Consider the following 24704-nt stretch of genomic DNA (forward strand, 5'->3'; position numbering starts at 1 on the left):
CACCGTCCCGCAAGGCGTCCCGCAACGGCTTCACCACCACCGTCACCACACCCTCACCCGGCACGAAACCATCCGCCCCCGCATCGAACGGCCGGAGTGCGTTGGACGGGGAGAACGAGCGCAGGCGCGAGCCGAGCTGGAAGTACTGCGGTGACATGGCCAGGTGCACGCCGGCGACGATGGCCTGTTCGCACTCGCCGTCGCGGATGCTGCGCACCGCCGTGTGCAGGGCCACCAGCGACGAGGAGCACAACGTGTCGATCGTCATGCTCGGCCCGTGCAGGTCCAGGAAGTAGCTCACCCGGTTGGCCAGGATCGCGTTGTGGTTGCCCAGGCCGGCCGCCGTCTGGACGACGTCCCCGACAACCGTGTCGCGGTAGTGCTGGTAGCTGGCGCCCACGAACACCCCGGTGGAGCGCTGGGTCCGTCCCGCAAGGCCGGCGTCCTCCAGGGCCCGCCAGGCCGACTGGACGAGATGGCGCTGCTGGGGGTCGATCCACTCCGCTTCGGCGGGTGACAGCCGGAAGAAACCGGGGTCGAAGTCGGTCAGTCCCCGGACGAAGCCGGCGCGCCTGAGGTAGACGGTGCCGGGCGTGCCCTCGGTCCCGTAGTAGGAGTCGATGTCCCAGCGGGACGCCGGCACCTCGGTCAGGCAGTCCTCGCCCCCCACCAGTACCCGCCACAGCTCCTCGGGGCTCCCGGCGTTCGGGAACACGCCGTCGAAGCCGATGACGGCGATGTCGTGCAGGGCCTCGTCACCGGTGGCCGGGGCGCCGGGCCGCGGGGCCGTCGCTTCCGGGGCCGGAGCCGGTGGGGGGGCCGGAGCCAGGACCGGGGCGGGGGCCGCGACCGGCTCCGCGCGCTCTCCGGGAACGGTCGCCCGCGGACCACCGTCCGCGGCCGGAGGACCCGCTTCGGCAGGTGGCGCGATGACCCCGTACTCGTCCCTCAGCTCGGCGGCCAGCCGGTCGACCGTGCCGACCTCCAGGACGAGCGTCACGGGGATGTCCACGTCCAGCCTGGCCCGGATGTCCTGGGCCAGCGAGACCGCGAGCATCGAGTCGAGCCCCTGTTCCTGCAGCGGGCGGTCCGTTTCCAGTTCGTCGACGTCCAGTTCCAGGGCGTCCGCCACCCAGCGGGCCAGCGCGGCGTCGAGACCTCCGGCCGCCGGGCGGCCGGGGGCCGGCGCGGGATGGTGGCCGTTGGCCACCGGACCCGGGACCCGGACCGGTACCGGTGCGGGCGTCGGCCGGGGACGGTGGCCGTCCCGCGCGTCGTCTCCCGTGCCTCCCGGCGACGGTGCCGGGGAGAGCCGCTTCCAGGTGATCCCGCGTGCCTCCAGGACGGGTGCGTCTCCGTCCAGGACCACCAGGCTCGCCGTCAGCAGACCGGCGTCCGGCCCGGCGTCCCGGTCGCGCCGGGCGTACACGCGGGCGGTGTCGGGAAGTCGGCCGAGGACGGTGAGCCGTTCGACGGTGAACGGTACGTACAGCCCCCGCGCACCGCACGCGGCGAGCGCGATCTGGAAGGCCCCGTCCAGGAGCCGGGCGTCCACGGCACCGTCGGTCCGTCCGGCGCCGCGCAGCACGCCGGTCGCCTGCCCGGGGGCCACGGAGAGCTCGGCCACCGTCCGGAAGCCGGCGCCGTAGCAGAGGCCGGCACGCTCGAAGGCGTCGTACATCGCGTCGAGCGCGACGGGGGTGAAGCCGTCGACGACGGCCGGCACGGTGAGCGAGGGCTGCTCCGGCGCGGTCACCCCGGTGGTGACCACCAGGGCTCCGGTGCCGTCGCGGAAGGCGACCGCGTCCCCGTCGAGCTCGGCGGTGAGGGTCGCGGGGGCCTCGACGGCCGCCCGGAAGGTGAGGTCGCGCAGGCCCAACCGGTCGCGGCCGAGGAGTTCGGCGACCTTGCCGGGGTACCCGGCTCCGGGCAGCGTCGGCTTGCCCAGGACCACGTGCTCGGCCGCCTCCGGGTGCTCCGTCCAGGTGTTCCCCGTACGGCCGGGCACGGTCTCCCGCACGGCGGGGCCTGGCTGCTCGGCCGGCTCCAGCCACAGGTACTTCTCGGCCTGGGGCCTGGTCGGGAAGCGCACGCCCGACCGGCGTCGCTCCCCGGGGGGCAGCTCGGCGCCGTCGACGAACGCGCGGGCCGCCGCGTCGAGCGCCCGGCGGTCCGCTCCGGCACCGAGGGGCCCTTCGTGGACGCGCGCCGCCAGGGCGGCCACCCCCAGGTGGAGGGAACGGACGTCCCCGACCCCGGCGAGGAACAGCTGCAGCTTGTCCTCCAACTGCTCCACGCTGTCCGCCACGCACGCCAGCCGGTGGGACTGGGCCGGACGCCGCCGGCTCGCCCCGCTCAGCGCTTCGAGGGACGGGCAGTAGGCGGAGCGCAGCATCAGCACGAGCCGGTGGGCCAGTGTGCGCAGCGCCTCGTCCGACCCCGCGGAAAGGACCAGCAGTCGCGGTCCGGGCTCGTCTCCGTCCGCTGCCGTGGCGGGGCCGGCCTCGACGACGGCGTGGGCGTTCGCTCCGCCGAAGCCGAAGCTGCTGATGCCGGCGACGCGTGGACCGCCGCCCCACGGCTGGAGCCGGTCGGCCACGAACAGGGGCGAGGTGTCGAAGTCGAAGGAGGTGTTGGGGGTGCTGAAGTTCAACGACGGCGGGATGTGTCCCGCCTGGAGCGCCAGGATGGTCTTGATCAGTCCGGCGATGCCGGCGGCGGGTTCCAGGTGCCCGATGTTGGTCTTCACCGAGCCCACGGCGACCGGCCGGCGGCCGGCGGGCCCGCCCATGACGGCGTGCAGGGCTTCGAGTTCGATGAGGTCGCCGAGCTGGGTGCCGGTGCCGTGCGCCTCGACGTAGCCGATGTCGGCCGCGGTGCGCCCGGAGCCGGCCAGGGCCTTGCGCAGGACGGCTTCCTGGGCCGGCCGGCTGGGTGCCGTGAGGAAGCCGGCGCTGCCGCCGGTGTGGTTGACGGCGGTGCCGCGGATCACCGCGAGGACGGGGTCGCCGTCGCGTTCGGCGTCGGCGAGCCGCTTGAGGATGACGGCGCCGGCGCCCTCGCCGCGTACGTAGCCGTCGGCTCCGTCGTCGAAGGCACGGCACGTCCCCTGCGGGGACAGCATCCCGTTGCGGGCGAACGAGCGCGTCTTGGCCGGGGTGAGGACCAGGTTCGCGGCCCCGACGACGGCGGCGTCCACCTCGCCGGCCCGCAGGTGCATGGCCGCCTGGTGCAGGGCGACGAGGGAGGACGAGCAGGCCGTGTCGACGGCGAAGCTCGGCCCCGACCAGTCGAAGACGTGCGACAGCCGGTTGGCCACCATGGAGGGAGCCGTGCCCGTCGCCACGTGCGGGTCCCCGTGGCCGATGCTCCGCGCCACGATCTCCGGGAAGTCGCTCGCGATGGCTCCGACGAAGACGCCGGTGTCGGCACCGAGGGAGGTGTGGTCGTGGCCGCAGCTCTCCAGGGCCTCTGCGGTCACGCTGAGCAGGATCCGCTGGAGGGGATCCATGCGGCGGGCCTCGCGGTCGCTGATCCCGAAGCGGGCGGCGTCGAAGTGCTCGACGCCGTCCACCCAGCCCGTGCGGACGTCGTCGGCGCCGGCCTCGGACCACAGGTGGGCCCAGCCGCGCTTGCCGTCCGGAGCGTTGCCGACGCTGGAGACCCCATCGACGAGGTTCTGCCAGAACTCGTCGGGTGTGGCGGCTCCGGGGAACCGGCACGCCATGCCGATGACGGCCAGGGCGCCGTTGTCGGCGACCGGCCCGGGGGGTTCCACGGGAGGGGATGCCACCGGGGCCGGAGCGGGGGCGAGAGCCGCCGGGGCGGTCGTCGTCGGCGCTGTCGTGGCCGGCTCGGTCGTCGCCGGCCCGGTCGTCGCGGGCACGGTGGCGGGGGCGGCGGCGGGGGCGGTGGCGGGGGCGGCCTCCGGACCGCTGAGCAGCCGCACCACGCCCTCCGCGCCCAGCAGCCGGGCGAGCTTGACCGGGGTGCCGGAGGCGAAGACCGAGGGGGCGGTGATGTCGGCGCCCAGCTCGCGGCTGAGGCGGACGGCGGCGGAGGTGACGTTGACCGAGTCGCCGCCCAGGTCGAAGAAGTTGGCGTGCACGTCGAAGGAGGCGTGGTCCAGCGTGGCCGCGAACACGCCCGCGATGGACTCCGCGAGCGCTTCCTCCGTGACCCCGTCCGCGGGTGGCTTCGGGGACTCCACGGCTTCCGCCGTCGACACGGATTCCGCGGCGTCCGCGGCGTCCGCGGCGTCCGCCGCCGTTCCGGCGGACCCTTCGGCGGAAGGGATGATGGTGTCGCGCGTCGGCGGCGGCAGCTTGGCGCGCGACACCTTGCCGTTGTCGGTCAGCGGCATGGCGTCGAGGCTGACGTAGGCGTCGGGCACCATGTAGCCGGGCAGGGAACCGCCGACGAAGGCGTCGAGGCGGGACTTGGCCGGGACGCCGTCGCCCACCAGGTAGGCGGTGAGCCTCGGTTCACCGCGTCCCTCGAACCGTGCGGCGACGACCACGGCGGCGGTGATGCCCTCGAAGCTCTCCAGCACCCGCTCGATCTCCGCGGGCTCGATGCGGTTGCCGCGCACCTTCACCTGGGCGTCGGTTCGGCCGAGCCACTCGATCGCGCCGTCCGCGTGCAGGCGTACCTCGTCACCCGTCCGGTAGAGCCGGTCACCGGTCACGGGGTGGACGGTGAAGACGTCGTCGGTCAGGTCCGGCCGGCCGGTGTAGCCGCGGGCGAGTCCGGCGCCCGAGAGGTACAGCTCGCCGGTCGATCCGGCCTGGGACGGCTCCAACCCGGCGTCCAGAACGTGGAGTTCCATGTTCGGCAGGGGCTCGCCCAGCGGCAGGAAGGAGCCCACCGAGGTGACCTCGTGGCACGAGGTCCAGATCGTCGCCTCGGTCGGGCCGTACAGGTTCCACAGGGCACGGGCCGGTGCGTGGAGCCGCTCGGCGGTGGCGGGCGGCAGCGCCTCGCCGCCGGAGAGGACGGTGAGGCCCTCGTGCGGAGTCCAGCCGGTGCCCAGCAGCAGGCGCCACAGGCTGGGGGTCGCCTGGGCCACCGTGACGTCGGCGGTGAGTTCGGCCAGCCGGTACGGGTCTGCCGCGGTCTCCCGGGAGGCCAGGACGACGGTCGCGCCGGTCGTGAGCGGGAGGAGCAGCTCCAGCAGCGAGATGTCGAAGGCCACCGTGGTGTGCGCGAGCACGAGGTCGTCGGGCAGCACTCCCAGGCGTGCGCCGATGCCGGTGAGGAAGTTGGCCAGCGCGCCGTGCTCGACCTCCACGCCTTTGGGTTTGCCGGTCGAGCCGCTGGTGAACAGGACGTAGGCCAGATCGGAGGCGGCGACCCGCGGCGGCACGGCCTGCGCGGAGCCGTCCGCGCCGGGGACGGGCCGCGCGGGGCCCAGGGAGGCGCCCAGGGCGTGGGTGCGGTCGTCGGTGACGATGAGGTCGCACTGCGAGACCTCCACGTACCGCTGGAGCCGCTCCAGGGGATAGCCGGGGTCCAGGGGCAGGAAGGCCGCGCCGGCGCGCAGGATTCCGAGCAGGGCCGGGAGCAGGGTGATGTCCCGCTCCATGAGCACGCCGACCACCGAGCCGGATTCGATGCCCTCGTCGTGCAGGCGGGCGGCGACGGCGTCGGCCCAGGCGTCCAGGTCGGAGTAGGTGAGCGTACGGGCGCCGCTGCGGACGGCGGTGGCCCCGGGCCGGTCGGCTGCCGCGGCAGCGAACAGGTCCAGTACCGTTCCGGTCTCCGGCGGGGCGGTGGCGGCGTCCGGCTGTGCCCCGGGCCCCGCCTCGGCGGGCCGTACCGCGTCGCGGGGTTCGGGACGGGGCCGGGGGCGGGGCACGGTGTGGGGCTCGGTGTGGGGCGCCTCGCCGTGCAGGAGGGCCGTCAGGAGCAGGTCCTCGACCCGCAGGGTGAGGTCGAGCGCTTCGTCCTCACCCATCGCCGTCTCCCGGACGAAGACGGTGGGCGGGCCGTCCTGCAGGCAGAGCAGGGCGATCTCGGTGTGGGGTTCGGCGGACGCCTCCTCCCCCGCGCTGCGGTCCAGCACCATGACGCGGGTGAAGCTCGGCTCGTCGTCGCCGAGCGGCCGTCCGGCCAGGCCGAGCCGGAGTTCGAGGTCGCCCGCGTAGCCCTGGCGGGCCGCCGCCTCGTCGAGCTTGTCCTGCAGGGAACGGGTGGTGTCGCCGTCGAACCGTACGGGCAGGCGCGCGGCGGTGATGCCGTGGGTCCGGTCGGCGAGGACGCGCGCGGCCGAGGGCGACCAGGCGAAGTCGAAGACGTGCTCGCCGGTGCGCTCGGCGATCACGGTGAGGAAGGCGCGGACCACCGCGACGGCCTCCTCCCGTGAGGCCGGCGTGAAAGCCAGTTCGTAGCGCCCGTAGTGGGCGCCGGCAGCGGAGAAGTCGTCGGCGGGCAGCGGGGCGGGGCGCAGCTCCGCCAGTCGTGCGCGCCACCAGGGCTCGTGAGGCCGCAGCAGCTTCTGGGCCGCGGCGATGTCCGCCAGGCGCTCCGCCGAAGCGGCGGGCAACGCGGCTCCGGGGGTGATGCCGAGGCGCTGGGCGGCCGCCTGGCCGCTGAGTGCGCTTCCGTCGACGGCGGTGCAGTCGCTCAGCACGAGGTCGGCGTCGGGGGCGGCCAGGGTGATGGCGGAGCTGGTCACCGCCAGCACGGTGGTCCCGGTACGGGTGTCGTCGCGCGGGACCAGCCTGACCTGCCGGGTGAACACCGCGCCCTGTTCGGTGACGAGGGTCGGTACGCCGAGCGGGTTGGGGAAGGAGCCGTGGTCGAGGGCCTTGGAGATCCTGACGGCCTCGGCGGCGGACGTTCCGGCGTGGATGATGCCGCCGTCGGCCATGCGGTCGGACCTGCGGTAGAACCTCCGCTCGCGGTCGCTGGTGTCGATCGGCCCGGGCAGCGTGCGCGCCACCACGTGCGGGACGAGATCGGCGAAGAGGCCGATGCCCACCTCGGCCGTCTCGTACGTGAGGGACAGGGCGGTGGAGTGGTCGCGGACCGGGAACCAGCGCTCCAGCAGCACGCTGCCGGCGTCCACGGCCTCCGTCATCCGGTGCCAGGTGGCCGCGTGCCGGGACGCACCCTCGTACAGGGCCCAGGCCGGGACGTGGCTGCCGGAGTAGCGGGGCAGCGGCCCGTCGTGGAAGTTGATCGCGGCGATCTTCGGCAGGCCGAGGACCGGGGCGGTCAGGATGCGGAAGTTGACCATGCTGAAGAGGTAGTCGAACGGCTTCGCCGAGAGGGTCTCGGTCAGGTCGCCGCGCGGATCGAGCACCGGGATCGCGCGGGCGCCGGCCCATGCCGCCACGGCGGGGTCGTCGCTGAGGACTCCCTCGATGCGTACGCCCGCGTCGAGGAGCTGTGCGGCGCACTGGGTGAGGACCCGGGTGCCGCCGATGAGGTAGCAGGTGGCTGTCGTGCTCACTCCGCGGCCTCCCCGGGCTCGGCGGCGTCCTCGCCGCGCGTGTCGGCGTCCGGGGCCCCGGCACACTCACGGGCGACCCAGGAGTCGATCTGGGAGACGACCTCCTCGTCGAGCGAGAGCTGCCCGGGCGTCCACAACGGGTTCGACAGGCCCCGGTGCGTCCGCTCGCACATCTCCCAGTCCTCGTAGTTCGCCTTGTCCCACAGCGCGAACACGGCCTCGTGGGAGAAGTCGCTCTTGGCGGTCTCGGAGGGGTGGAAGAGCCAGAAGTGCCGGACGAAGCAGGTACCGGCGGTCTCGGGCCAGACCCACTGCATCATCACGTAGTCGGCCGTGAACCCGAAGAGGAGGTTCGGCAGGATGGTGATCCAGTTGATCTTCAGGCGGTCGTTCTCGGGGACCAGCTCCATGGGCGTCCGGCTGCTGCGGCCGGTCATGGAAACGGAGTTGTAGCCGCCGCGGATCGACTGCCACGCCCCGACGATGTCACCCTTGAGGTCGTAGGTGCCCGCGTCGTCGAAGTCGGTGATGCGGTGCAGGTCCTTGTGGGCGGTCGGGAAGTGCAGGCTCTCGTTCACGTTGTGCGCGACGAGCTTCCAGTTCGAGGCGACCGGGTAGTCCTTCGCCTCGACGCACTCCAGGTCGGCGAGCTCGTAGACCTTCGCGAACTCGCCGAACTCGCCGAGCGAGGCGTCGAGGTCGGGGGCGTCGTCCGAGAAGGTGACGAACACGACCCCGTGGCGAACCTCGGTGCGCACCGGCAGCAGGCCGTTCTTCTCCTTCTCGAAGAAGTGGTCCAGGTAGGTGCCGTTGAGGCTCTTGAGCTTGCCGTTCCGGTCGTAGACCCAGCAGTGGTAGAGGCAGACCAGGCTCTGCCGCTTGCCCGTGGCCTCCTCCACGAGCTTGTAGCCGCGATGCCGGCAGTAGTTGTGGTACGCCTGGATCCCGTCGTCCCCGTGGATGATGAGGACGGATCCGGTGCCGATGTTCAGGGTGCTGTAGGCGCCCTTCTCCTTGAGGCGGGAGACGTGGTCCACCGGAAGCCAGCGCCGGCCGTAGATGCGGGACATCTCCCGCCGGTGCTGCTCCTCGCCGGTGTAGAACTCGTGCGACCGGCCGATGCCGCCTGTTTCGAAGTAGGGCCTTTCCTCGTCCTGGTCACTGATGAGGTCGAACATGCTGGACGCACGCGTCATCTGCTGGGCTCCCTCGGAGGGTGAAGCACATGGAAGGCGATGCCGGAACGCCGGGGGACCGGGGCCTGTGAGGAGGCCGCACCGGACCCCGCGCGGCGCGGGACGGCAAGGTGGCTGAACGGTGATCGGGTGGCGTGGTACCGGACCTGCGGCCGAAGACGGCACGGAGGAACAGCCGGCGGGCCACTGGGGGCGACCGGGGTGGTCGCACGGCGCGGCGAAGGGCGAACCGGCAGTCCGCCGGGAAGAGCGGGGAGAGCGGGGAGATCGGGAAGATCGGGAAGACCGGAGCGGGGGGATCGGCGAGATCGGTCCAGGGTCACCGGGGGCACGCACGGCGTCTGCCCGTGCCAGGGTGACGTGGGGCGGGGGCGCCGGACGCCGGTGACGGCGTGCTCACCGGACGGCGGCCGACCGTCGCTCCCCGTCGGGGACCGGTGCTACGGGGTCGTCAGCCGGCCGGGTCGTAGATCCGCGCGTCCTGCGGCGTGCCGGCGGCGTCGTAGAGCGCCTCGAGGGCGTCCGGTGCGTAGACCTCGTAGTCGGGAACGATGCCGCCGATCAGACCGAGCATCTTGTTGGTCCACTCCTGCGTCTTGCCCATCGCCTCCATCGTCGCCCGGAAGAACGGCGGGAGTTCGGTGAGTTCGCCGAGGGTCGTCGTGAAGTCGTAGACGCCGGCGCTCTCCTCGTCGCGCAGCTTGTTGTACTCGGCCAGCGCCTCGTCCATCGGCCGCTCACCGGCCAGGCCCTGGTGGACGCGCTCGGCGAGGAGCTCACCGTGCAGGAAGCCGTCGGTGATGCCCCATCCGGTGTAGGGGTCCTTGTGGTAGCCGGCGTCGCCGACCAGCGCCCAGCCCGGGCCGTACGCACGGCGGTAGTAGTTGTCCGGGTAGCGCATGGGCCTGAAGGCCTCTTCACGCCTGCCCTGGTCGCGCAGCTGCGCGCCCATCTCCGGGGAGACGTCGTCGAACACGCCCTGGAAGCCGGCCTCGACGTCCTGGCGGAACTCCTTGAGCTGGCGCCGCGTGAGGATGACGGCCAGCATGTTCAAACCGTCGTTCGTGGGCCAGGTGCCGAACCACTTCTCGTTGAAGCCGGTCTTGTGGTGAAGCCCCCAGTCCTCGAGCCCGCTGTAGTACGAGTAGTAGATGAAGCCCGACGCGGGGCGCACGTTGTACAGCTCGGCGCCGACCTTCTTGGCGACGGTGGAGTGGAAGCCGTCCGCACCGATGACCACGGTCGCGCGGAACTCCTTCTCCGGGCCGTCCCCTTCGCGGCCCCGGATGCCCGTCACGCGGCCGTCGGTGAAGACCAGGTCGGACACCGTGAAGTTTTCGAGGACCTCGGCGCCTGCCCGGCGGGCGGCGTTCACGAGGATCTCGTCGAGCACGGTACGGCGCGGGCAGTAGACGGCATCGACGCCGTCCACCGGGTCGGCGAACCCGTTGAGCTCGATGCCCCGGTAGGAATAGTGCATCGTGCGGAGCGCCGGGGTCTTGGCGGCGATGATCTCGTCGAGCAGGCCCCACTCCTGGAGCCGCAGCAGGCCGGCCTGGTGAATGTAGTGGGTCGACACCGTGTCGCTGGGGAACGAGGCCCGGTCCACCACGAGGACCCGGTGACCCTGTCGGGCCAGCAGCATCGCAACCGGTGATCCGGCACAACGGCCGCCCACCACAATGACGTCGTACATACGAGTCCCCCTCAGATTGTTTGAGGTGCTGAAACACCGAGATCAGCGGTGAAAGCGTGGTCCGAAGGCTATGAACACCCGTAGATACAGGTCAAGCATCGGCAATGGCAGAGTAATTACGGGATGTCAAATCCCCGTCAATTCAATTACCCGCCCCACTCAACTGACGGCCACCCTGGCCGACTTTGACCGAATTTTCCGGTTGACAATGTGATGTGCGCCACACGAAGAATCAAGACTGGAGGCAATGATTCCATAAAGGGATCGACCGATACGTAAAATTAAGTTCTTGCAGATTGCACCAATGCACCCCGTGGTCGGACTCCCATTTTTACGCGGCGGTTTCCGGTTCTTGATCAAATCGGCGAGAAGTGCATCTGAGCTGGAGCAACGGAAATTTCCCCAGGCCCTTTCGCCCTGGGGAAGCGGCGTCCCACGCCCACGCGAGCGCGTGGGACCGCGCCCGCAGGCCCCGGCCGGAAGTGACGGACAGTCATCATTGCCAGCGCCCCGGGCCGGCCGGGCATGAGCCCCGGCAGCGGCCACGTCCACGGGGCAGGAGGGGGTCGAAGTGCACCACGGCATTCTTGACAGCCCGCCACCCGCGTCCGGAAGTGGTCCTAACGGCCGCCCCTGTCACACCGTCGGCCAGCCCCGGAGGCATCAGGAGAGTCGTCGCGGCGCGTCTCGTCGGGACCACCGTCGAGTGGTAGGACAACCCATGGCGATCGGGGCTATGACCTGGGCGTTTCCCCTCAATCAGACGCGGAGGTCAGTACCGCGAATTCTCGTGCCGGTTCGACAAGGACGGCACGCCGATCCGTCTCGGCCGCAGACCTGCCGACAGGAAGCAAGAAGGGCACGCACCGGAGCGCCCCTCCCCTGTTTCCGACCACTGGACGCGCTTCCGCCCCAAGGCTGATTCCCGCTGGGTCAGCCGGCCTGGGTGAAGGTGATGCGGGAAATGGGAACGCAGCCGGTCCTGCCCTGGGAGGTGACGCGGGTCCACATGTCGCTGGTGCGGTCGATCCTGCCTGCCGAGCGGATGGTGCTGCCCCGCACCGGCATGGTCTCGGAAGCGGTGTCTCAACCGATCAGGGAACGTGTGGTTCGAGCGCTTCCCACCAGGGTGATCTTCGCGTTGTACGCGCATGAAGACAGGGCCTCTCGGTAGCTCGGATCCGCCTTCTTCCGCCGCTGGCGCGAGCACGGGCTGATCACCGAGTTCCGCGACCGGCTGCGCGGGAAGGTCCGTGAACGCGAAGGCCGCGAGGCCCAGCCCACTGCGGGGATCACCGCCGCCTCCACAAGGAGCCACCCGCGTTCCGCCAGCCGCCTGGCCTTCGAACGCACCCCTTCGACCTTCGCAGGCGTCGTCCCAAGGCCCAGCTCCACCGCGATCTCTCGATCCCCGACGTGGGGCGGGGTGATCTGATGATGCCAAGTGGGTCGGCTACGGCTGTTCCTACCGGGCAGCAACGGCCGAGACGTGAGACGCCTTAGGTGACAGCTTCAAGATCAAGTATGGTCAGCCTCGATTCGTCGAAAGCGGGCCGGGACCGGCCATATGGGGGGACTTCTTCGTGCGCCTGAACTTCATCAAGTCCGTCCGCCGTGCCCTGGGCGCAGCCGTCGGCGCCGTGCTCATCTCAGTCGCTCTGCCCGCCTCCCCCGCCGCCGCCGTGGACCTGTCCAAGTGGGACCTGCTGCTCAACCTCAACAGCAGACTGTGCCTGGAAGTGAGCGGCTGGTCCACCGCCAACGGCGCCGGAGTCAACCAGTGGGACTGCCACGGCGGCGCCAACCAGCAGTGGTTCGGGGCCACCTACGGAAACGCCAGGCTCATCTACAACGCCCAAAGCGGCAAGTGCCTCGAGGTCAAGGGCTGGTCCACCGCCAACGGTGCGGCCATCGACCAGTGGGACTGCCACGGCGGCGCCAACCAGCTGTGGCAGCTGCGCGCCACGAGCGACTACACGGTGGCCCTGGTCAACGTGAACAGCGGCAAGTGCCTGGAGATCGGCGGCTGGCGCACCGACAACGGTGCCCCGGCCACCCAGTGGGACTGCCACTGGGGCGGCAACCAGCGTTGGTACTAACTGCCTCCGGCCGGCCGGGGCCGGGGCGAACAGTCCCGCTCAGCGTGCGCCGCAGTGCCGAACGAGGCGGACCAGGCGTAGTAGCGGCCTCGGGAGGTGACGGCGCCGCCCTCGTCGATGACGGTGCCGATCCCCCCGGCCAGCGAGGACGACCCGCACGGTCGCCGGCCAGGGTGACGGGCAGGGTGGTGACCAGGGTCTCCGGGTTGGTGACGGTGCCGGAAACAACCGCCTCATCCTGGGCACCCGGAGAGCCAACTCATTCGAACCCGCACACCTCCCGTAGCCGGGCACACGTGCCCGTATCCGGATAATCGAGGTGAGAGACTGTGAGAAACCCCCGTACGCCGCGGCGAACGGGGGCTGACTATTGTCGAGGTCAGACGGTCTTTCGGCCGAAGGTTCTTCTGCGCACCAGCAGCATCCCCGTCTTCGGTGCCAAGAGCAGCGGATGAAGCGCGAACGCCGACGCCTCTTGCGGATCCCACTGCGCCATCTCATTGGCCCACTCTTGCCTGTACCTCTGACGATGCTCCGGTTCTGGCGTCGCCTGATGGTGTGGGTGTGGTCTGAATCCGCCGGTTCCAGGTCGCTGATCTGCTGATGTGATGAGGTGGCTGAGCGCGAGGTACCGGGCCCGGCCGTGCTGCGGGCCAGGGTGGCGTACGAGCACCGTAACAAGGCGGGAGAACTGCCACGCCGGATAATGGCCTTACCTCTCTGAGTCCTGGCGCCGGCTGACAGGTCGTTAGCGGAGCGCGTGCAGATCGTTAGCAGGCTTCGTGATCATGGGTTCGCTGCGACCCTCGGCCCATATCGGGGGCCATCGCGGTGGCGTGGTCGCGAGGACGTCGTACGGCATACCCCCCTGCGACTCCCTCAAATCCGCGCCGCAGAATGCCATATTCAGAGAGAGAACGATGCGAGCAAGAATCGCCAAAACCGCGGTGGCCGCGCTGCTGGCCACCGGTCCTGCTGCCGTGATCACCGCCGCCACCGCCTCTGCCTCGGAGGACACCGGCACGACCGTCTCGGCGGCGAGCGCTTCAGAGCAGCAGGGAGAGCTTGCCTCCGCCGAGACCGAGCTGCCCCTTTCCGTTCGCGCTCCGGAACCGGGCAGGACGACGGCACCGCCCCCGAAGCCGAAGCCGGGCAAGACCACCGCAGCACCCCCGAAGCCGGGCAACACGACGCCGGCACCCCCGAAGCCGAAGCCGGGCAAGAGCTACGAGGGAACGGCGGACTTCTTCTCCAGCAGCGGTGTGGACGGGGCGTGCGGCCGGACCATCAACGACAGTGATTTCGTTGCCGCGCTCGACCCGACCATGTTCGGAACCGGAAACCCGGCCCCTCACTGCGGCAAGAAGGTCATAGTCACCTACAAGGGAAAGTCCATCGTCGCGACGGTCCTCGACGCCAGCCCGACCGCGCGAAAGCACGGCCTGGACCTGACGCCCGCCGCGTTCAAGGCACTCGCCCCCCTCGACCAGGGGACGCTCAACGTCACCTGGCGTTTTGCGGAGTAGCCTGCTCGCCCCCACAAGGGACAGGCCGGCCCGGCGCAGGAATCCGAGGAGGTCGTCGGGGCCGCGGGCGCGGCCGAGGATCTCGCCGTCGACGGGCCGAGTCCCTTGATCGGGGCATCGGGGCAAGTACGGACTGCGGTGCCTCGCGGTTCATGCGAGCAGTTCGCCGGAGCCGTCCGTCGGCGTGAGGCGAATGGCGGTCAGGTCAGGCCAGGCCAGGGACAGCACCTCCCGGTGGGTAATCGGGCAGCAGGCGAGCCTGAGGAAGGCTTCGTGAATGTCCGCTCGGCGTTCCGAGCACTCCCCGCGCTCCGGCCAGGCCGGTTCCTCGACATCGATCAGCCGACTCGACTCACGGATGCCGGCATCGTCGCACCCACTCCTCGCGCCTCAACCGGCATGGTCCTTCGACGGCCCCCGCCTATCGGGATGTCCTCCAAGACGGCGGAGTGCCCGGGGCGGTGCCGGTGATCGAGAGCGACAGGCCGTCAGTCAGCCATCGATGAGCCACCGTCATGTTCAGGACGCGGCCGCCCGTGACGGTGCCGACCAGGGACCAGTACCGCTCCAGGCGGGGGTCGAAGGCCGAAGACCGCGACACCAGCCCGTGCAGGTGGGCGCGGAAGGCAGGGGTGTCCGGCTCCCGGCGGGCTCGGGCGTGGGCCGACACGAACGCGTCCACCGCGGGCCCCGCCCCGGGCGGCAGCCCTTGGGCGAGGGCGGCGACCGTCAGGGCCGCGGCTTCGTCGATCTCCGCGTAGAAGGCCGGGCCATCCCTCATCTCCTCGTCGTGGTCCTGGGTCCAGCGGGTGAAGCCGGGCGTGGCGATGAGCAGGTGCATCTCGGCGTAGGCCAGGGCCGTGGCGGGGGCGGGGTCCTGGGGCGGGGCGGGGGCCAGCATGGCGATCATGATGTCGAGTCGACGTTCGGGCATCGCCGCGGACAGCTCCCGGTACCAGTGGTCGGTGAGCGTGCGCTGCGCCTCCGGAAGCCTCTGGACGCGCGAGAGTATCTCCAGCCTCCGGAGTCGTTCTTCCCCCGCGCAGTCGTCCAGGGCCTTGAGCGTGGCCTCGCGCCACCGCAGTTCGGTCAGGCGTTCCTGTACTGCTCCGAGCTCACAGGACACCAGTTCGTCGAGTGTGCGCTCGCCCGTGACCACTTGGGTGATGGTCGCGATCGGGGTGTCCAGCGCCCGCAGGCGTCTGATGAGCCGGATCCGCTCCCAGGCCTCGGGGCCGTAGCGCCGATGGCCACCGCTGCTGCGGGCTGCCACGGGCAGCAGACCGCTGTCGGAGTAGTAGCGGATCGTCTTGACGGGAAGACCCGTTCCGGCCGCGAGCTCACCGATGCTCCACGTGTCTTGCGTCACAGCTCTTGAACCTCCAGTGCGCGGGAGGTCCTAGCGTATTGATCACCGACGGCGTCGGGGTCCGCACCGATGCCGCAGCTCAGACCACGTACGTGGCCGGCTGACCGGTGTGCCCGCGTGCGACCCCGTACGGCACGGTGCGTTCTCGTCCCGTGCCGTCCCCGACCCGAGAATGGTGGGTGCGCATGTCCCCGACCACGACAGCACCGCGTCCCGGCCGGAGAGCCGCACTTCGCGTGGCCCTCCTCCCCTTGCTGTGCACGGCGGCACTGCTCACGGCCACCGCCGCACCTGCCGTCGCACGCTCCGGTTCCCCTGACGCCGCAGCGGGGCAGGGCGGTACCGTCGTCCGGACCGAGCAGGGCCTGGTACGCGGTGTGCCGCACGGCGCGTACACCACCTTCGGCGGCCTTCCCTACGCCGCGCCGCCGACCGGACCGCTGCGCTGGCAGGCCCCCGTGCCCGCCGCCGCATGGCAGGGCGTCCGGGACGCGACGGAGCCGGCCCAGCGCTGTGTGCAGATGCCGACACCGGGTACGGACGCGGGCGCTGTCGTCGGCTCGGAGGACTGCCTCTACCTCAACGTCACGGTGCCCGCGACGAAGCCGGCCGGGAAGAAGCGGCCCGTACTGGTGTGGATGCACGGCGGCGCGTTCCTGGGCGGTTCCGGCAGCGACTACGGTGCGGAACGCCTGGCGGTCCAGGGTGACGCCGTCGTCGTCACGGTCAACTACCGGCTGGGGATCTTCGGCTACTTCGGGCATGCCGGGCTGGGCGCCGCCCCGCCGTTCGGTCTGGCCGACCAGCAGGCCGCCCTGCGCTGGGTGCGGGCCAACGCCGAACGTTTCGGCGGCGATCCGGGCAAGGTCACGCTGTTCGGGGAGTCCGCGGGCGCCCTCGGCATCTGCGCGCACCTCACCTCGCCGACGGCCTCGGGGCTCTTCCAGCGCGCCGTCCTCCAGAGCGGTTCCTGCCTCACGTCCTTCCCCCGCGGCGCGCTCGCGCCCGGGACACCGGCGTACGAGCCGTTCGCCTCGCAGACCGACGTCCAGACGGCCGGCGCGGAGGCCGCCCGGCAACTGGGCTGCGCGGAGGGGGGCGGCAACGAGGTGCTCGCGTGCCTGCGCGGACAGAGCACCGGACGTCTCGCCACCGCGCAGCTGATGCAGTCCTTCAACCGACCCGCCTACGGCAACGCGCTGCTGCCGGTCGCACCGGACGCGGCGTTGGCGTCGGGACGCTTCCACCGTGTGCCGGTCGTGATGGGCACCAACCACGATGAGATGCGGATGTTCGTGGGCCTGACGCTCGCCGCGTTCCCCATCCGCACCGAGAGCGACTACCGCGCCCGTCTGGCGGACGCCTTCGGGCCCGCGGCCGCGGCCGTCGAGGCACAGTACCCGGCAGCACGCCATGGCTCTCCGGCGCTCGCCTGGGCCGCGGCGCTGACCGACCGGTCCTTCACGTGCACCACGCTGGCAGCCGGCCGCACCATCGCCGCCCACGCCCCGGGCCTGCCGCTGTACGCCTACGAGTTCAGCGACTCGGACGCTCCCGTCCTCGCCGGCCTGCCCGCGAGCCCGGGATTCCCCTACGGCGCGGCGCACGGCTTCGAGATGCCGTTCCTGTTCCCCTCCTTCCCCACCGAACGACCGCTGACCGGTGAACAGTCCGCCCTGTCGGACCGGATGGTCGGCTACTGGACGAACTTCGCGCGCACCGGCAACCCGAACACCGCCGACGCACCGCGCTGGCCCAGGCTCCGCCCGTCGTCACCTCTCGGGCCGTCCGTGCAGTCGCTGGCTCCGGGAGCGGGCGGGATCCGCCCCGTCGACGCGTACTCCGCACACGGATGCGCCTTGTGGGACCGTCTGGCCAAGTGAACCGGCGGCCTGAGACCCCCTGGGCGTAGCCTGCTCGGCCCAGGGGCCGGCGGGAGTGAGGGGCGTGCCGGTCAGGAGGGCGGTCATGTTCCGACGGCGGGCGGGAGCGGCCGCGTGGTCGGGGATGAGCGTCGGGGAACTCGATGTCGCCGCCGAGGCGGACGAGGGGCCCGGCCCGCGCGGGGCGGCCGATCACCGGTCGCCGTCACCCGATGGGGTGGATCGCGGCCCTCCAGTGAGCCCAGCGCGGCCCGCCGTACGTGACCGGCCGTGACAGCGCCAACAGGCTGTGGCCTGTCCAGTGGGAGCCGCCGGCCCGCTGCATCCCGGCGGTGAGCCGACGAAGGGTCCCCATGTCCACGTCCACGTCCCCGTCCACATCCTCCACTTCCGCCTACGCATCCGCGCCCAGGGCCGCGTCCACCTCCGCGTCCACCTCCGCGTCCGGGGCCGCCTCCGGGGCCGCCTCCGGCCGCAGGAGAGGCCCGCGCCGAAACGCGGCCGCGGCCGTCGCCGCCGGTCTCGCGCTCGTCCTGGCCCTGCCCGCCACCGCGCTCGGCGCGCCGGGCGACCTCGATCCGGCCTTCGACGGAGACGGCAGGGTCGTCACCGACTTCGGGGGCGGCGGCTATGACGAGAGCCGCGGCATGGTGATCCAGGCCGACGGCAAGATCGTCACCGTCGGCCTCACCGTCCCTGCGGCGGGCGGCTACGCCGACTTCGCGCTGGCCCGCTACAACACGGACGGCAGCCTCGACCCCACCTTCGACGGCGACGGCGACAACGACGGCAGGATCGTGACCGACCTGCGCGGCGGGGACGACGTGGCCGACGCGGTGGCGGTGCAGTCGGACGGCAGGCTCGTCGTGGCCGGCTACAGCGCGGAACCCGACAGCGCCGGGGCGTTCACCGTCGCCCGCTACAACACGGACGGCAGCCTCGACACCACCTTCGACGGCGACGGCTTCACCTTCACCGACTTCGGCACCGGAGGCCCGCAGGAGGCTTTCGCGGTCACAGTCCAGCCCGGCGGCGCGATCGTGGCCGCAGGCGAGAGCGGCACCGACGTCGCGCTGGCCCGTTACAACCCCGCCGACGGCGGCCTCGACACGACCTTCGACGGCGACGGCAAAGTGACCACCGCCTTCGCCGGGGGCGCCGCGACCGCGTACGACGTGACGCTCCAGTCCGACAACAAGATCGTCATCGCGGGCCGCTCCGGCTACAACTACCCCGCCAACGACTCCGATTTCGCGCTCGCCCGCTACAACGCGAACGGCAGCCTCGACACCACCTTCGACGGCGACGGCAGGGTCACCACCGGCTTCGCCGGGCCCGACGTGGCCAACGGGGTCAAGGTCCAGGCCGACGGCAAGATCGTCGCGGCGGGCAACAGCGCCTTCGACGTCGCGCTCGCCCGCTACAACCCCGCCGACGGCAGCCTCGACACGACCTTCGACGGCGACGGCAGGGTCACCACCGACTTCGGCACCAACACCCTGGACGGAAGCGCCGACCTGGCCCTCCAGCCCGATGGCAAGATCGTCACCGCCGGCATCAGCCAGGCCGACTTCGGCGTGGCCCGCTACAACAGCGACGGCTCCCTGGACAACGGCTTCGGCACCGGCGGCAAGGTCCACACCGACGTCTCCTTCGGCTACTTCGACTCCGCCAACGCGGTGGCCCTGCAGTCCGACGGGAAGATCGTCGTCTCCGGCAACACCGGAGACGACCGGGGCCTCGTCCGCTACCAGGTCACCACCCCGCCGCCCCCGCCCGGCGTGGACCTGGCCGTCACCAAGTCCGGCCCGGCCTCCGTCAGCATCGGCGACCAGGCCACGTACACCGTGACGGTGACCAACACGAGCACCACCACCACGGCCACCGGAGTCTCCCTGACGGACACCCTCACAGGCCCCGGCACCCTCCTGTCCGCCACCCCCGCCCAGGGCACCTGCACCCTCACCGCCACCACCGCCACCTGCGCCCTCGGCACCCTCGCCCCCGGCGTGCAGACCACGGTCAGGCTCGTCGCCGAACCCCGTGCCACCGGCACCCTCTCCGACAGGGCCACCGTCTCCGCCGCCCAGACGGACCCGGCCACCGCCAACAACACGGCGACAGCCGCCAGTGCCGTCAACAACGCCCGCGGCTGCACGATCATCGGCACCAGCGGCACCGACACCCTCACCGGCGGCTACGGCAACGACGTCGTCTGCGCCCTCAGCGGCAACGACACCGTCAGGTCCGGCTACGGCAACGACACCGTCCACGCCGGCCCCGGCAACGACAACGTCGACGGCGGCTTCGGCAACGACACCCTCATCGGCGGCTCCGGCAACGACACCCTGACCGGCAACTACGGCAGCGACCGCCTCGACACCGTCGACGGCGTCTCCGGCAACGACACCGCCAACGGCGGCTTCAACACCGACACCTGCACCACCGACCCGGGCGACACCCGCATCAGCTGCCCCTGACCACCGCCCGGAACCCCTACCCCGGGCGGCGTCCCGGAGGACCTGCGAAGGCTCCTCCGGGACGCCGCTCGTCACGCCGACCTCCACGCATGGCTGGTCGGCCACCCCACCCCGCGCGATCCCCAGCGCCGCCTTCTGCCTCTCCCACCGCGCGGTGACGGCGGAGCAGGCGAAGCTGTTCCGGCTGCTGGGGCCCGTGCCGCCGAGGACGGGAGGGAGGCAGCCCGCGAGCGCCTGCTCGGCCACTACCCGGACACCACGCGTGCGGCCGTGACGCGGCGGGTGGGAGAGGCAGCGGCACGTGCGGAACCGTCGATGGACCGGTTGCAGTCGGCGAGGGACTACGGCCGCTCCCGTCGGGCACGGGGAGGTGGGGGGCGGCTCTCCTTCGAGGCGCTGCAGCACCGAGCTGCCGCACGCGGCAGAAGGGCCCCCGGCCCTGGCCTCGACGTGGCCGTCCCGCTTCGTCAGGCGAAGCGGCCGCTGCGCACCGGGCCCGAGGAGCGGGTCCGGTCCCCCGGCCCGTCCGCCCACACCCCGCCGGCACGGGCGGCGAAGGCGGCCGGCGCCGCGTCCGGGTCGGCCGGGGTCTGCCCGTCCCCCTCCGGCGCGGCGGGATCTGCCGCCAGGATCGCCTCGGCCAGCTCCTCGGCCGAGCGGCCGTCGGGCTCGGACCGTTCCGCCTGGCCGTCCTCGGAGATCCGCAGGCCGGGCGCCCACGGAGCGGTCACGCTCTGTACGAGCAGGGGGTGATGTCGGCCGTCGCGTAGGGCGTCTCGGTCCAGCAGGTGGCGTGCTCGAAGAGCAGCTCGCCCGCCGCCCGCTCGGTCAGCGCCGCCACCACCTCGGGATCGCACTCGGTGAGGTCGTACGCGACCACCAGCACGTCAGGGGTGCCCGGCTCGTACGGGGCGGCCTGGACGCCGAGCAGCCGGCGGCGGCCAGGCCGAGCGCCCGGCTGCCCCGGTCCGGCAGCAGGCCGACGGAGGCGGGCTTGCGGCCGGCGGCGTCCAGGACCGTCCGCAGCCGCTCCAGGCCGTGCCGACAGGAGTCGAAGTCGTCCTGCAGGTAGGCCCAGCGGCCGGTCATGCCCTGGTGGAACCCGTGCGGGGAGAGGGTGAGGAGCAGGCCGCCGGTCAGCACGTAGTGCCGGCCACGGAGGTCCTGGAGGTCCCTCGGCGGCAGGGCCGCGGCACGCTCGAGCATCCGACCGACCCGCCGGGCTGGGTCACCCGCGCGGCGCCGGCCCCACCTCGCGCACCATGCGGTACGTCGGTGCACCCGTCATCCTGGGCTGCGCCTTCCCCGAGGTCAGGCCCTCCACCGCCGCGCCTATGGCCGCCATGCGGCCGTCGGTGTCGGAGTTCTCCACGAAGTTCCGGTAGTCCGCCTCGCTCTCCCAGGTCACCACGTTGTAGACCCGTGTGCCGTCGGTGCTCACGTGGAAGCGGGCCGACACGTAACCGGGGTAGAACGCCACCCACTTCTCCAGCAGCGGAGCGAACGCCGCCACCAGTTCGTCCTGGGCCTGCGGCCCTCCCTCCACGGTGTAGTCGATGATCGAGACGAACTCCGTCATGCTGCCGCTCATCAGGTGCTCCTGTGCCGTCGTTCGTGAGTCCGGTGTTCTCCGCTGCACTCGATCTTGATACCTCAAGTCCGGTTGAGGTCAAGGGGGTGCTACGGACTGCCCCCCGGGGCACAGGTGCGGGGTACGCGGGTGCCGACCCGGCGGCCACGCGTTGCCGGCGAACGGCGCCTGCATGGGTGATGACCACCGACGCGTGGGCAGTGGCCGCGCGGCCAGGGTGGCTCCAAGGCGCCGCCCTGGCCCCACGCGTTCTTCCCCGGCAGGTCATAACGCCGCGGGACGGCCTGATGCGGCACTAGGATCACCGAACCGAGTACGAGGGGGCAACGTGACGATCGACGTGGCAATCGACGTGGTCGACACCGTCAGGCTCGCGAAGGCGAACCGGCGGAGCCGCAGGCATCTGCGTGAGGTCGAGCAGCGGAACGCCGAGGAGAAGGCCGCCCTGGGGAGGGCACGGCAGGCCCTCTACGACGAGGCCCTCGTCCCCTTCCGTGAGGTTTTTCAACGACTCGACCACGTCGATCCGGTCGAGCCCGCCGTGATCGAGAGGCCGACGGCCGGCGACGGGACGGCCATGGTCCCTCGACGGCCGCGCGACACCGCCGTGAAAGCCGCCGCCGTCGTCGGCGTACTGGCGGGCGGTGCGCTGCTGGTGGTGGCGGCCCCACCCCTCGCCGGTCGCGCTGCCGCGGCAGGCTCTTACCGCGCCGTGCAGACGTTCTGCTTCGCCTCCACTGGCAGGGCGATCAGGAGGCTGACCGGGGCGGCGGCCCGCAGTGCCACGCTCGCTCGGTTCGGCGACATGGCCGGCGCCGCGGCCGGCGGACGGATGGCGGCCGGAGAGCAGGTGCTGTCCGGCATCCACACGACGGTGGCCGACCTCACTCGGGAAACCATCGTGATGTACCAGATCCAGGCGCTCGCTCACGGCCAACAGGAGAGGGCCCGGGAACTGGAGCGGTGCGAGCGCGAGTCGAGGGACGCGGCACTCGCGCTGCACGAGCGGAACACGGACGTGCGGCGGGTCCTGCAGGCCATCCGGTCCGAGATGGCAGGACGGCTGCCGTCGTTCACCGCGCTGGTCGACTCCTGCGAGGACTTCACCCGGTTCGACTCCCGTCAGCGCGCCGAGGTGGAGGCGATGGTGGACCTCAACGACCTCGCCGTCATGGTCATGAATTGCCCGACCGTCGACGCAGCCGGAGGGGTGACCGAGGAATCGGGCCGGACCCTCGCCGAGGCCGAGGCTCGACTGCGGGCGGTGTTGTCAGTGGCGGGTGACACCATCCGGCCATGAATGACGACTCGTCCAACTGGCACGCGTTCCTGGGACGGTGGCAGGAGGAGTGGGTTCCGCGCAGGGACCCGCACGACGGCCCGGCCGAGGGCGGCTCGGCCCCCTTCCGGCTGGGCAGGCCCCCGGCGGACGAGGCGGCGATCCGCGCGGCCGAGGCTCGGCTGGGGCGCCGCCTGCCGCCCTCGTACCGGGAGTTCCTGGCGGTGAGCGACGGGTGGTACGCGGAGCAGATGGCCGGGGTCCACCAGCTCGGCGGTACCACGGACATCGACTGGTTCCGGGATCCGTTCGACATGGCCCCGCTGTACGAGGAGAACCTGGGCGACGACCCGAGCGAGGAGGAGGTCCTGCTGGCCGGGATGTGGCGACGTGCGCTGCGGCTGGAGACGGACTCCGACATGTCGTACGCCCTGCTCGACCCCGGCGACCGGGACCAGGACGGGGAGTGGGCGCTCTACCTCTACAAGGGGTGGGGCGGTGAGCTGCCGGACCGCTACCCGTCGTTCCGCGCCTACATGGAGGCCATGTACCGCGGCTTCCATTCCACCCGGGCGGGTGACCCCGGGTTCGTGAACGCGACCACACGCGCCCAGGACGCCCGGGTCGAGGAGGCCCGGCTGCTCGCCCTGCGGGGACGCCACGAAGACGCGGTGCCCCTGCTGGAGGAGGCGTTCTCCTTCGGACGGCCGCGCAGCGGCGTCCTCCTGCACCAGCTCCGGCAGGTGCTGGGGCAGTACAGCTCCCTGGACTACGGCGATCTCGCGGCCGACCCGCGCCTCCTGCCCGAGGTCCTGCCCGTACAGGCCCTGGCGCCGGCCCGTGGCGAATGGCGGCTGGGCGGTGACGACCACTGGCTCGGGATGATGGCCGCGCGAGGCGTCGACCAGGAGGCCGCCCGGACGGTGCTGGGCACGATGCGGAACGGCACTCACCGCTACGCGCCTCCCGGTGCCTGGGGGCGGGCCGTCGCGCGGGCCCGGGAAGCGGCCCGCCGGGGGGCGACCGACGCGGCGTGGAGGGTCCTGCGGAGCGCCCTCCCGCTGTGGGAGGCCCCCGGGCCCTCGCTGATCGCTCCGATCGGGCTGCTCGCCGATCCGGTGCTGGGTCCGCTGGTCACCCCGGAGCGGGGGCGGGAGGTCCTCGCGACACCGCGGTCCGGGGAAACGGGGCCCGCTCCCGCGCCGGTTGCCGATCTCGACCCGCCGGGGCTCCGCTGGCTGGTGGAGCCCGCGGCCGGCCGCAGGCCGCTCGACGGATTCCGCTGCGTGTGGGTCGAGGGGGCCGACCCGTCCCGCCTCCCCGCCCTGATCGGTGAGGAAGGAGCCGAACTCGGCGTGCTCACGGACCGGCACACGTCCTGGCGGGCGCCGGGGCACGGTGAGCGCGAGGGCGTGGAGCCGTGGGAGGACCGGGCCGCCGTCGCCGTCGGCCGTACCGCCCAGGGGTGGGCCTTCGCCTTCGACGGCGACTCCCCCCACCTGAACGAGCGGTTCGTGTCCCCGGCCGTGGCCGCCTCCGCGCACGGCCGCGCGGTGGTGTTGTGGCGCGAGCCGAGGCGCTCGTCCCCGGGCGGCCACCCGGCCGCCTTCCACCTGTCGGTGGCCGAACGGGGCGAGGAGGACTACGCCTTCACCGTGCGGGGTGGTGAGATCCAGCGCTCCGGGACGATACCGGAGGTCCTGGACCCCGCCCGGCTGTTCCGGCCGGACGACACGCCCTTGGACAACGAGCTGCGCGTACTGGAAGCCCTCCACTGCGAGCTGGGTCTGTCACTCCCCCGCTTCGCCCTGACCCAGGGCAGGCTCCCCACCCTCACCACCCGTTCCTGGTCCCGGGCACCCCGGGAGGGCGAGACGTACGCCTACATCCGCTTCACCCGGCACCGGGCCTGACCGGAGGCACCGTGTGATTCACGGGGCCGCAGCTCCGGCGATGGACGGGTCGGGCAGCCGCCCGTCAGCAGAGGCGGTTCACCACGTTCCGCACCGTGGTTTTCTTGAAGTAGTCCACCGGCGGGGCGCTCCAGTTGCTCTGCCGCCGCGTAAGCCGCATCCACGTCGTCCACCTCCAGACTCATGTCGGGGGCGAGGGGGGGGGGGGGGGGGGGG

General features: G+C 72.0%; 14 protein-coding genes. 6 read left to right on the forward strand and 8 right to left on the reverse strand.

All coding sequences use genetic code 11. From position 1 onward, the window contains the following. The 4 genes from ACZ7IF_RS31985 to ACZ7IF_RS32000 form a co-directional block, all read right to left on the reverse strand. Positions 1 to 7456: amino acid adenylation domain-containing protein (locus ACZ7IF_RS31985; protein ID WP_470978611.1), on the reverse strand; the 7456-nt coding region annotated here is incomplete at its 3' end. Continuing rightward, a complete protein-coding gene (locus tag ACZ7IF_RS31990) occupies positions 7453 to 8652 on the reverse strand; it encodes an aromatic ring-hydroxylating oxygenase subunit alpha (protein ID WP_470978614.1) in 1200 nt (399 codons plus the stop codon). The genes ACZ7IF_RS31985 and ACZ7IF_RS31990, both read right to left, overlap by 4 nt. A 451-nt stretch (positions 8653 to 9103) precedes the next feature. Continuing rightward, positions 9104 to 10348 (reverse strand): NAD(P)/FAD-dependent oxidoreductase, encoded by a 1245-nt coding sequence (locus ACZ7IF_RS31995; RefSeq protein ID WP_470978617.1) that lies wholly within the window; start codon positions 10346 to 10348, stop codon positions 9104 to 9106. A gap of 933 nt (positions 10349 to 11281) precedes the next feature. After that, on the reverse strand, positions 11282 to 11410 hold the full coding sequence (locus tag ACZ7IF_RS32000; protein WP_470978620.1) for a hypothetical protein: 129 nt from the start codon (positions 11408 to 11410) through the stop codon (positions 11282 to 11284). Between the two features lie 521 nt (positions 11411 to 11931). Between ACZ7IF_RS32000 and ACZ7IF_RS32005 the strand changes: the two genes are divergently transcribed. Continuing rightward, complete coding sequence (locus ACZ7IF_RS32005; RefSeq protein WP_470978623.1) at positions 11932 to 12447, forward strand: RICIN domain-containing protein; 516 nt, start codon at positions 11932 to 11934, stop codon at positions 12445 to 12447. 947 nt (positions 12448 to 13394) lie between these two features. Next, on the forward strand, positions 13395 to 13973 hold the full coding sequence (locus tag ACZ7IF_RS32010; RefSeq protein ID WP_470978626.1) for an RlpA-like double-psi beta-barrel domain-containing protein: 579 nt from the start codon (positions 13395 to 13397) through the stop codon (positions 13971 to 13973). A gap of 421 nt (positions 13974 to 14394) precedes the next feature. On the opposite strand, the gene ACZ7IF_RS32015 is transcribed toward ACZ7IF_RS32010, so the two are convergent. Then, positions 14395 to 15342 (reverse strand): MerR family transcriptional regulator, encoded by a 948-nt coding sequence (locus tag ACZ7IF_RS32015; protein WP_470978629.1) that lies wholly within the window; start codon positions 15340 to 15342, stop codon positions 14395 to 14397. Positions 15343 to 15578: 236 nt separating this feature from the next. On the opposite strand from ACZ7IF_RS32015, the gene ACZ7IF_RS32020 reads away from it, so the two are divergent. After that, positions 15579 to 17225, forward strand: a complete 1647-nt coding sequence (locus ACZ7IF_RS32020) for a carboxylesterase/lipase family protein (RefSeq protein WP_470978632.1) — start codon at positions 15579 to 15581, stop codon at positions 17223 to 17225. 353 nt (positions 17226 to 17578) lie between these two features. Beyond that, positions 17579 to 19705, forward strand: a complete 2127-nt coding sequence (locus ACZ7IF_RS32025) for a calcium-binding protein (RefSeq protein ID WP_470978635.1) — start codon at positions 17579 to 17581, stop codon at positions 19703 to 19705. A gap of 467 nt (positions 19706 to 20172) precedes the next feature. Here ACZ7IF_RS32025 and ACZ7IF_RS32030 read toward each other — a convergent pair whose 3' ends face one another. From ACZ7IF_RS32030 to ACZ7IF_RS32040, 3 genes are all read right to left on the reverse strand, one after another. Then, on the reverse strand, positions 20173 to 20436 hold the full coding sequence (locus ACZ7IF_RS32030; RefSeq protein ID WP_470978638.1) for a hypothetical protein: 264 nt from the start codon (positions 20434 to 20436) through the stop codon (positions 20173 to 20175). A gap of 97 nt (positions 20437 to 20533) precedes the next feature. Further along, complete coding sequence (locus tag ACZ7IF_RS32035; protein WP_470978641.1) at positions 20534 to 20911, reverse strand: hypothetical protein; 378 nt, start codon at positions 20909 to 20911, stop codon at positions 20534 to 20536. Positions 20912 to 20933: 22 nt separating this feature from the next. Beyond that, entirely contained in the window at positions 20934 to 21296 is a 363-nt protein-coding gene (locus ACZ7IF_RS32040) for an antibiotic biosynthesis monooxygenase family protein (protein ID WP_470978644.1), read from the reverse strand. 328 nt (positions 21297 to 21624) lie between these two features. Between ACZ7IF_RS32040 and ACZ7IF_RS32045 the strand changes: the two genes are divergently transcribed. Beyond that, positions 21625 to 22596: a hypothetical protein gene (locus ACZ7IF_RS32045; RefSeq protein ID WP_470978647.1), complete on the forward strand. Its 972-nt coding sequence runs from the start codon at positions 21625 to 21627 to the stop codon at positions 22594 to 22596. Further along, positions 22593 to 24488, forward strand: coding sequence for an SMI1/KNR4 family protein (locus ACZ7IF_RS32050; protein WP_470978650.1), 1896 nt, complete (start codon positions 22593 to 22595; stop codon positions 24486 to 24488). Before ACZ7IF_RS32045 ends, ACZ7IF_RS32050 begins: the two co-directional genes overlap by 4 nt. The last annotated feature ends 216 nt before the right edge of the window (positions 24489 to 24704 follow it).

It is taken from the genome of Streptomyces sp. NPDC037421, assembly GCF_055602105.1.

Coding starts and splice junctions, on each gene's coding strand:
- ACZ7IF_RS32035 (WP_470978641.1), bottom strand. CDS start 20,911: ATGCTCGAGCGTGCCGCGGCCCTGCCGCCGAGGGACCTCCAGGACCTC.
- ACZ7IF_RS31990 (WP_470978614.1), bottom strand. CDS start 8,652: ATGACGCGTGCGTCCAGCATGTTCGACCTCATCAGTGACCAGGACGAG.
- ACZ7IF_RS31995 (WP_470978617.1), bottom strand. CDS start 10,348: ATGTACGACGTCATTGTGGTGGGCGGCCGTTGTGCCGGATCACCGGTT.
- ACZ7IF_RS32040 (WP_470978644.1), bottom strand. CDS start 21,296: ATGAGCGGCAGCATGACGGAGTTCGTCTCGATCATCGACTACACCGTG.
- ACZ7IF_RS32050 (WP_470978650.1), top strand. CDS start 22,593: ATGAATGACGACTCGTCCAACTGGCACGCGTTCCTGGGACGGTGGCAG.
- ACZ7IF_RS32025 (WP_470978635.1), top strand. CDS start 17,579: ATGTCCACGTCCACGTCCCCGTCCACATCCTCCACTTCCGCCTACGCA.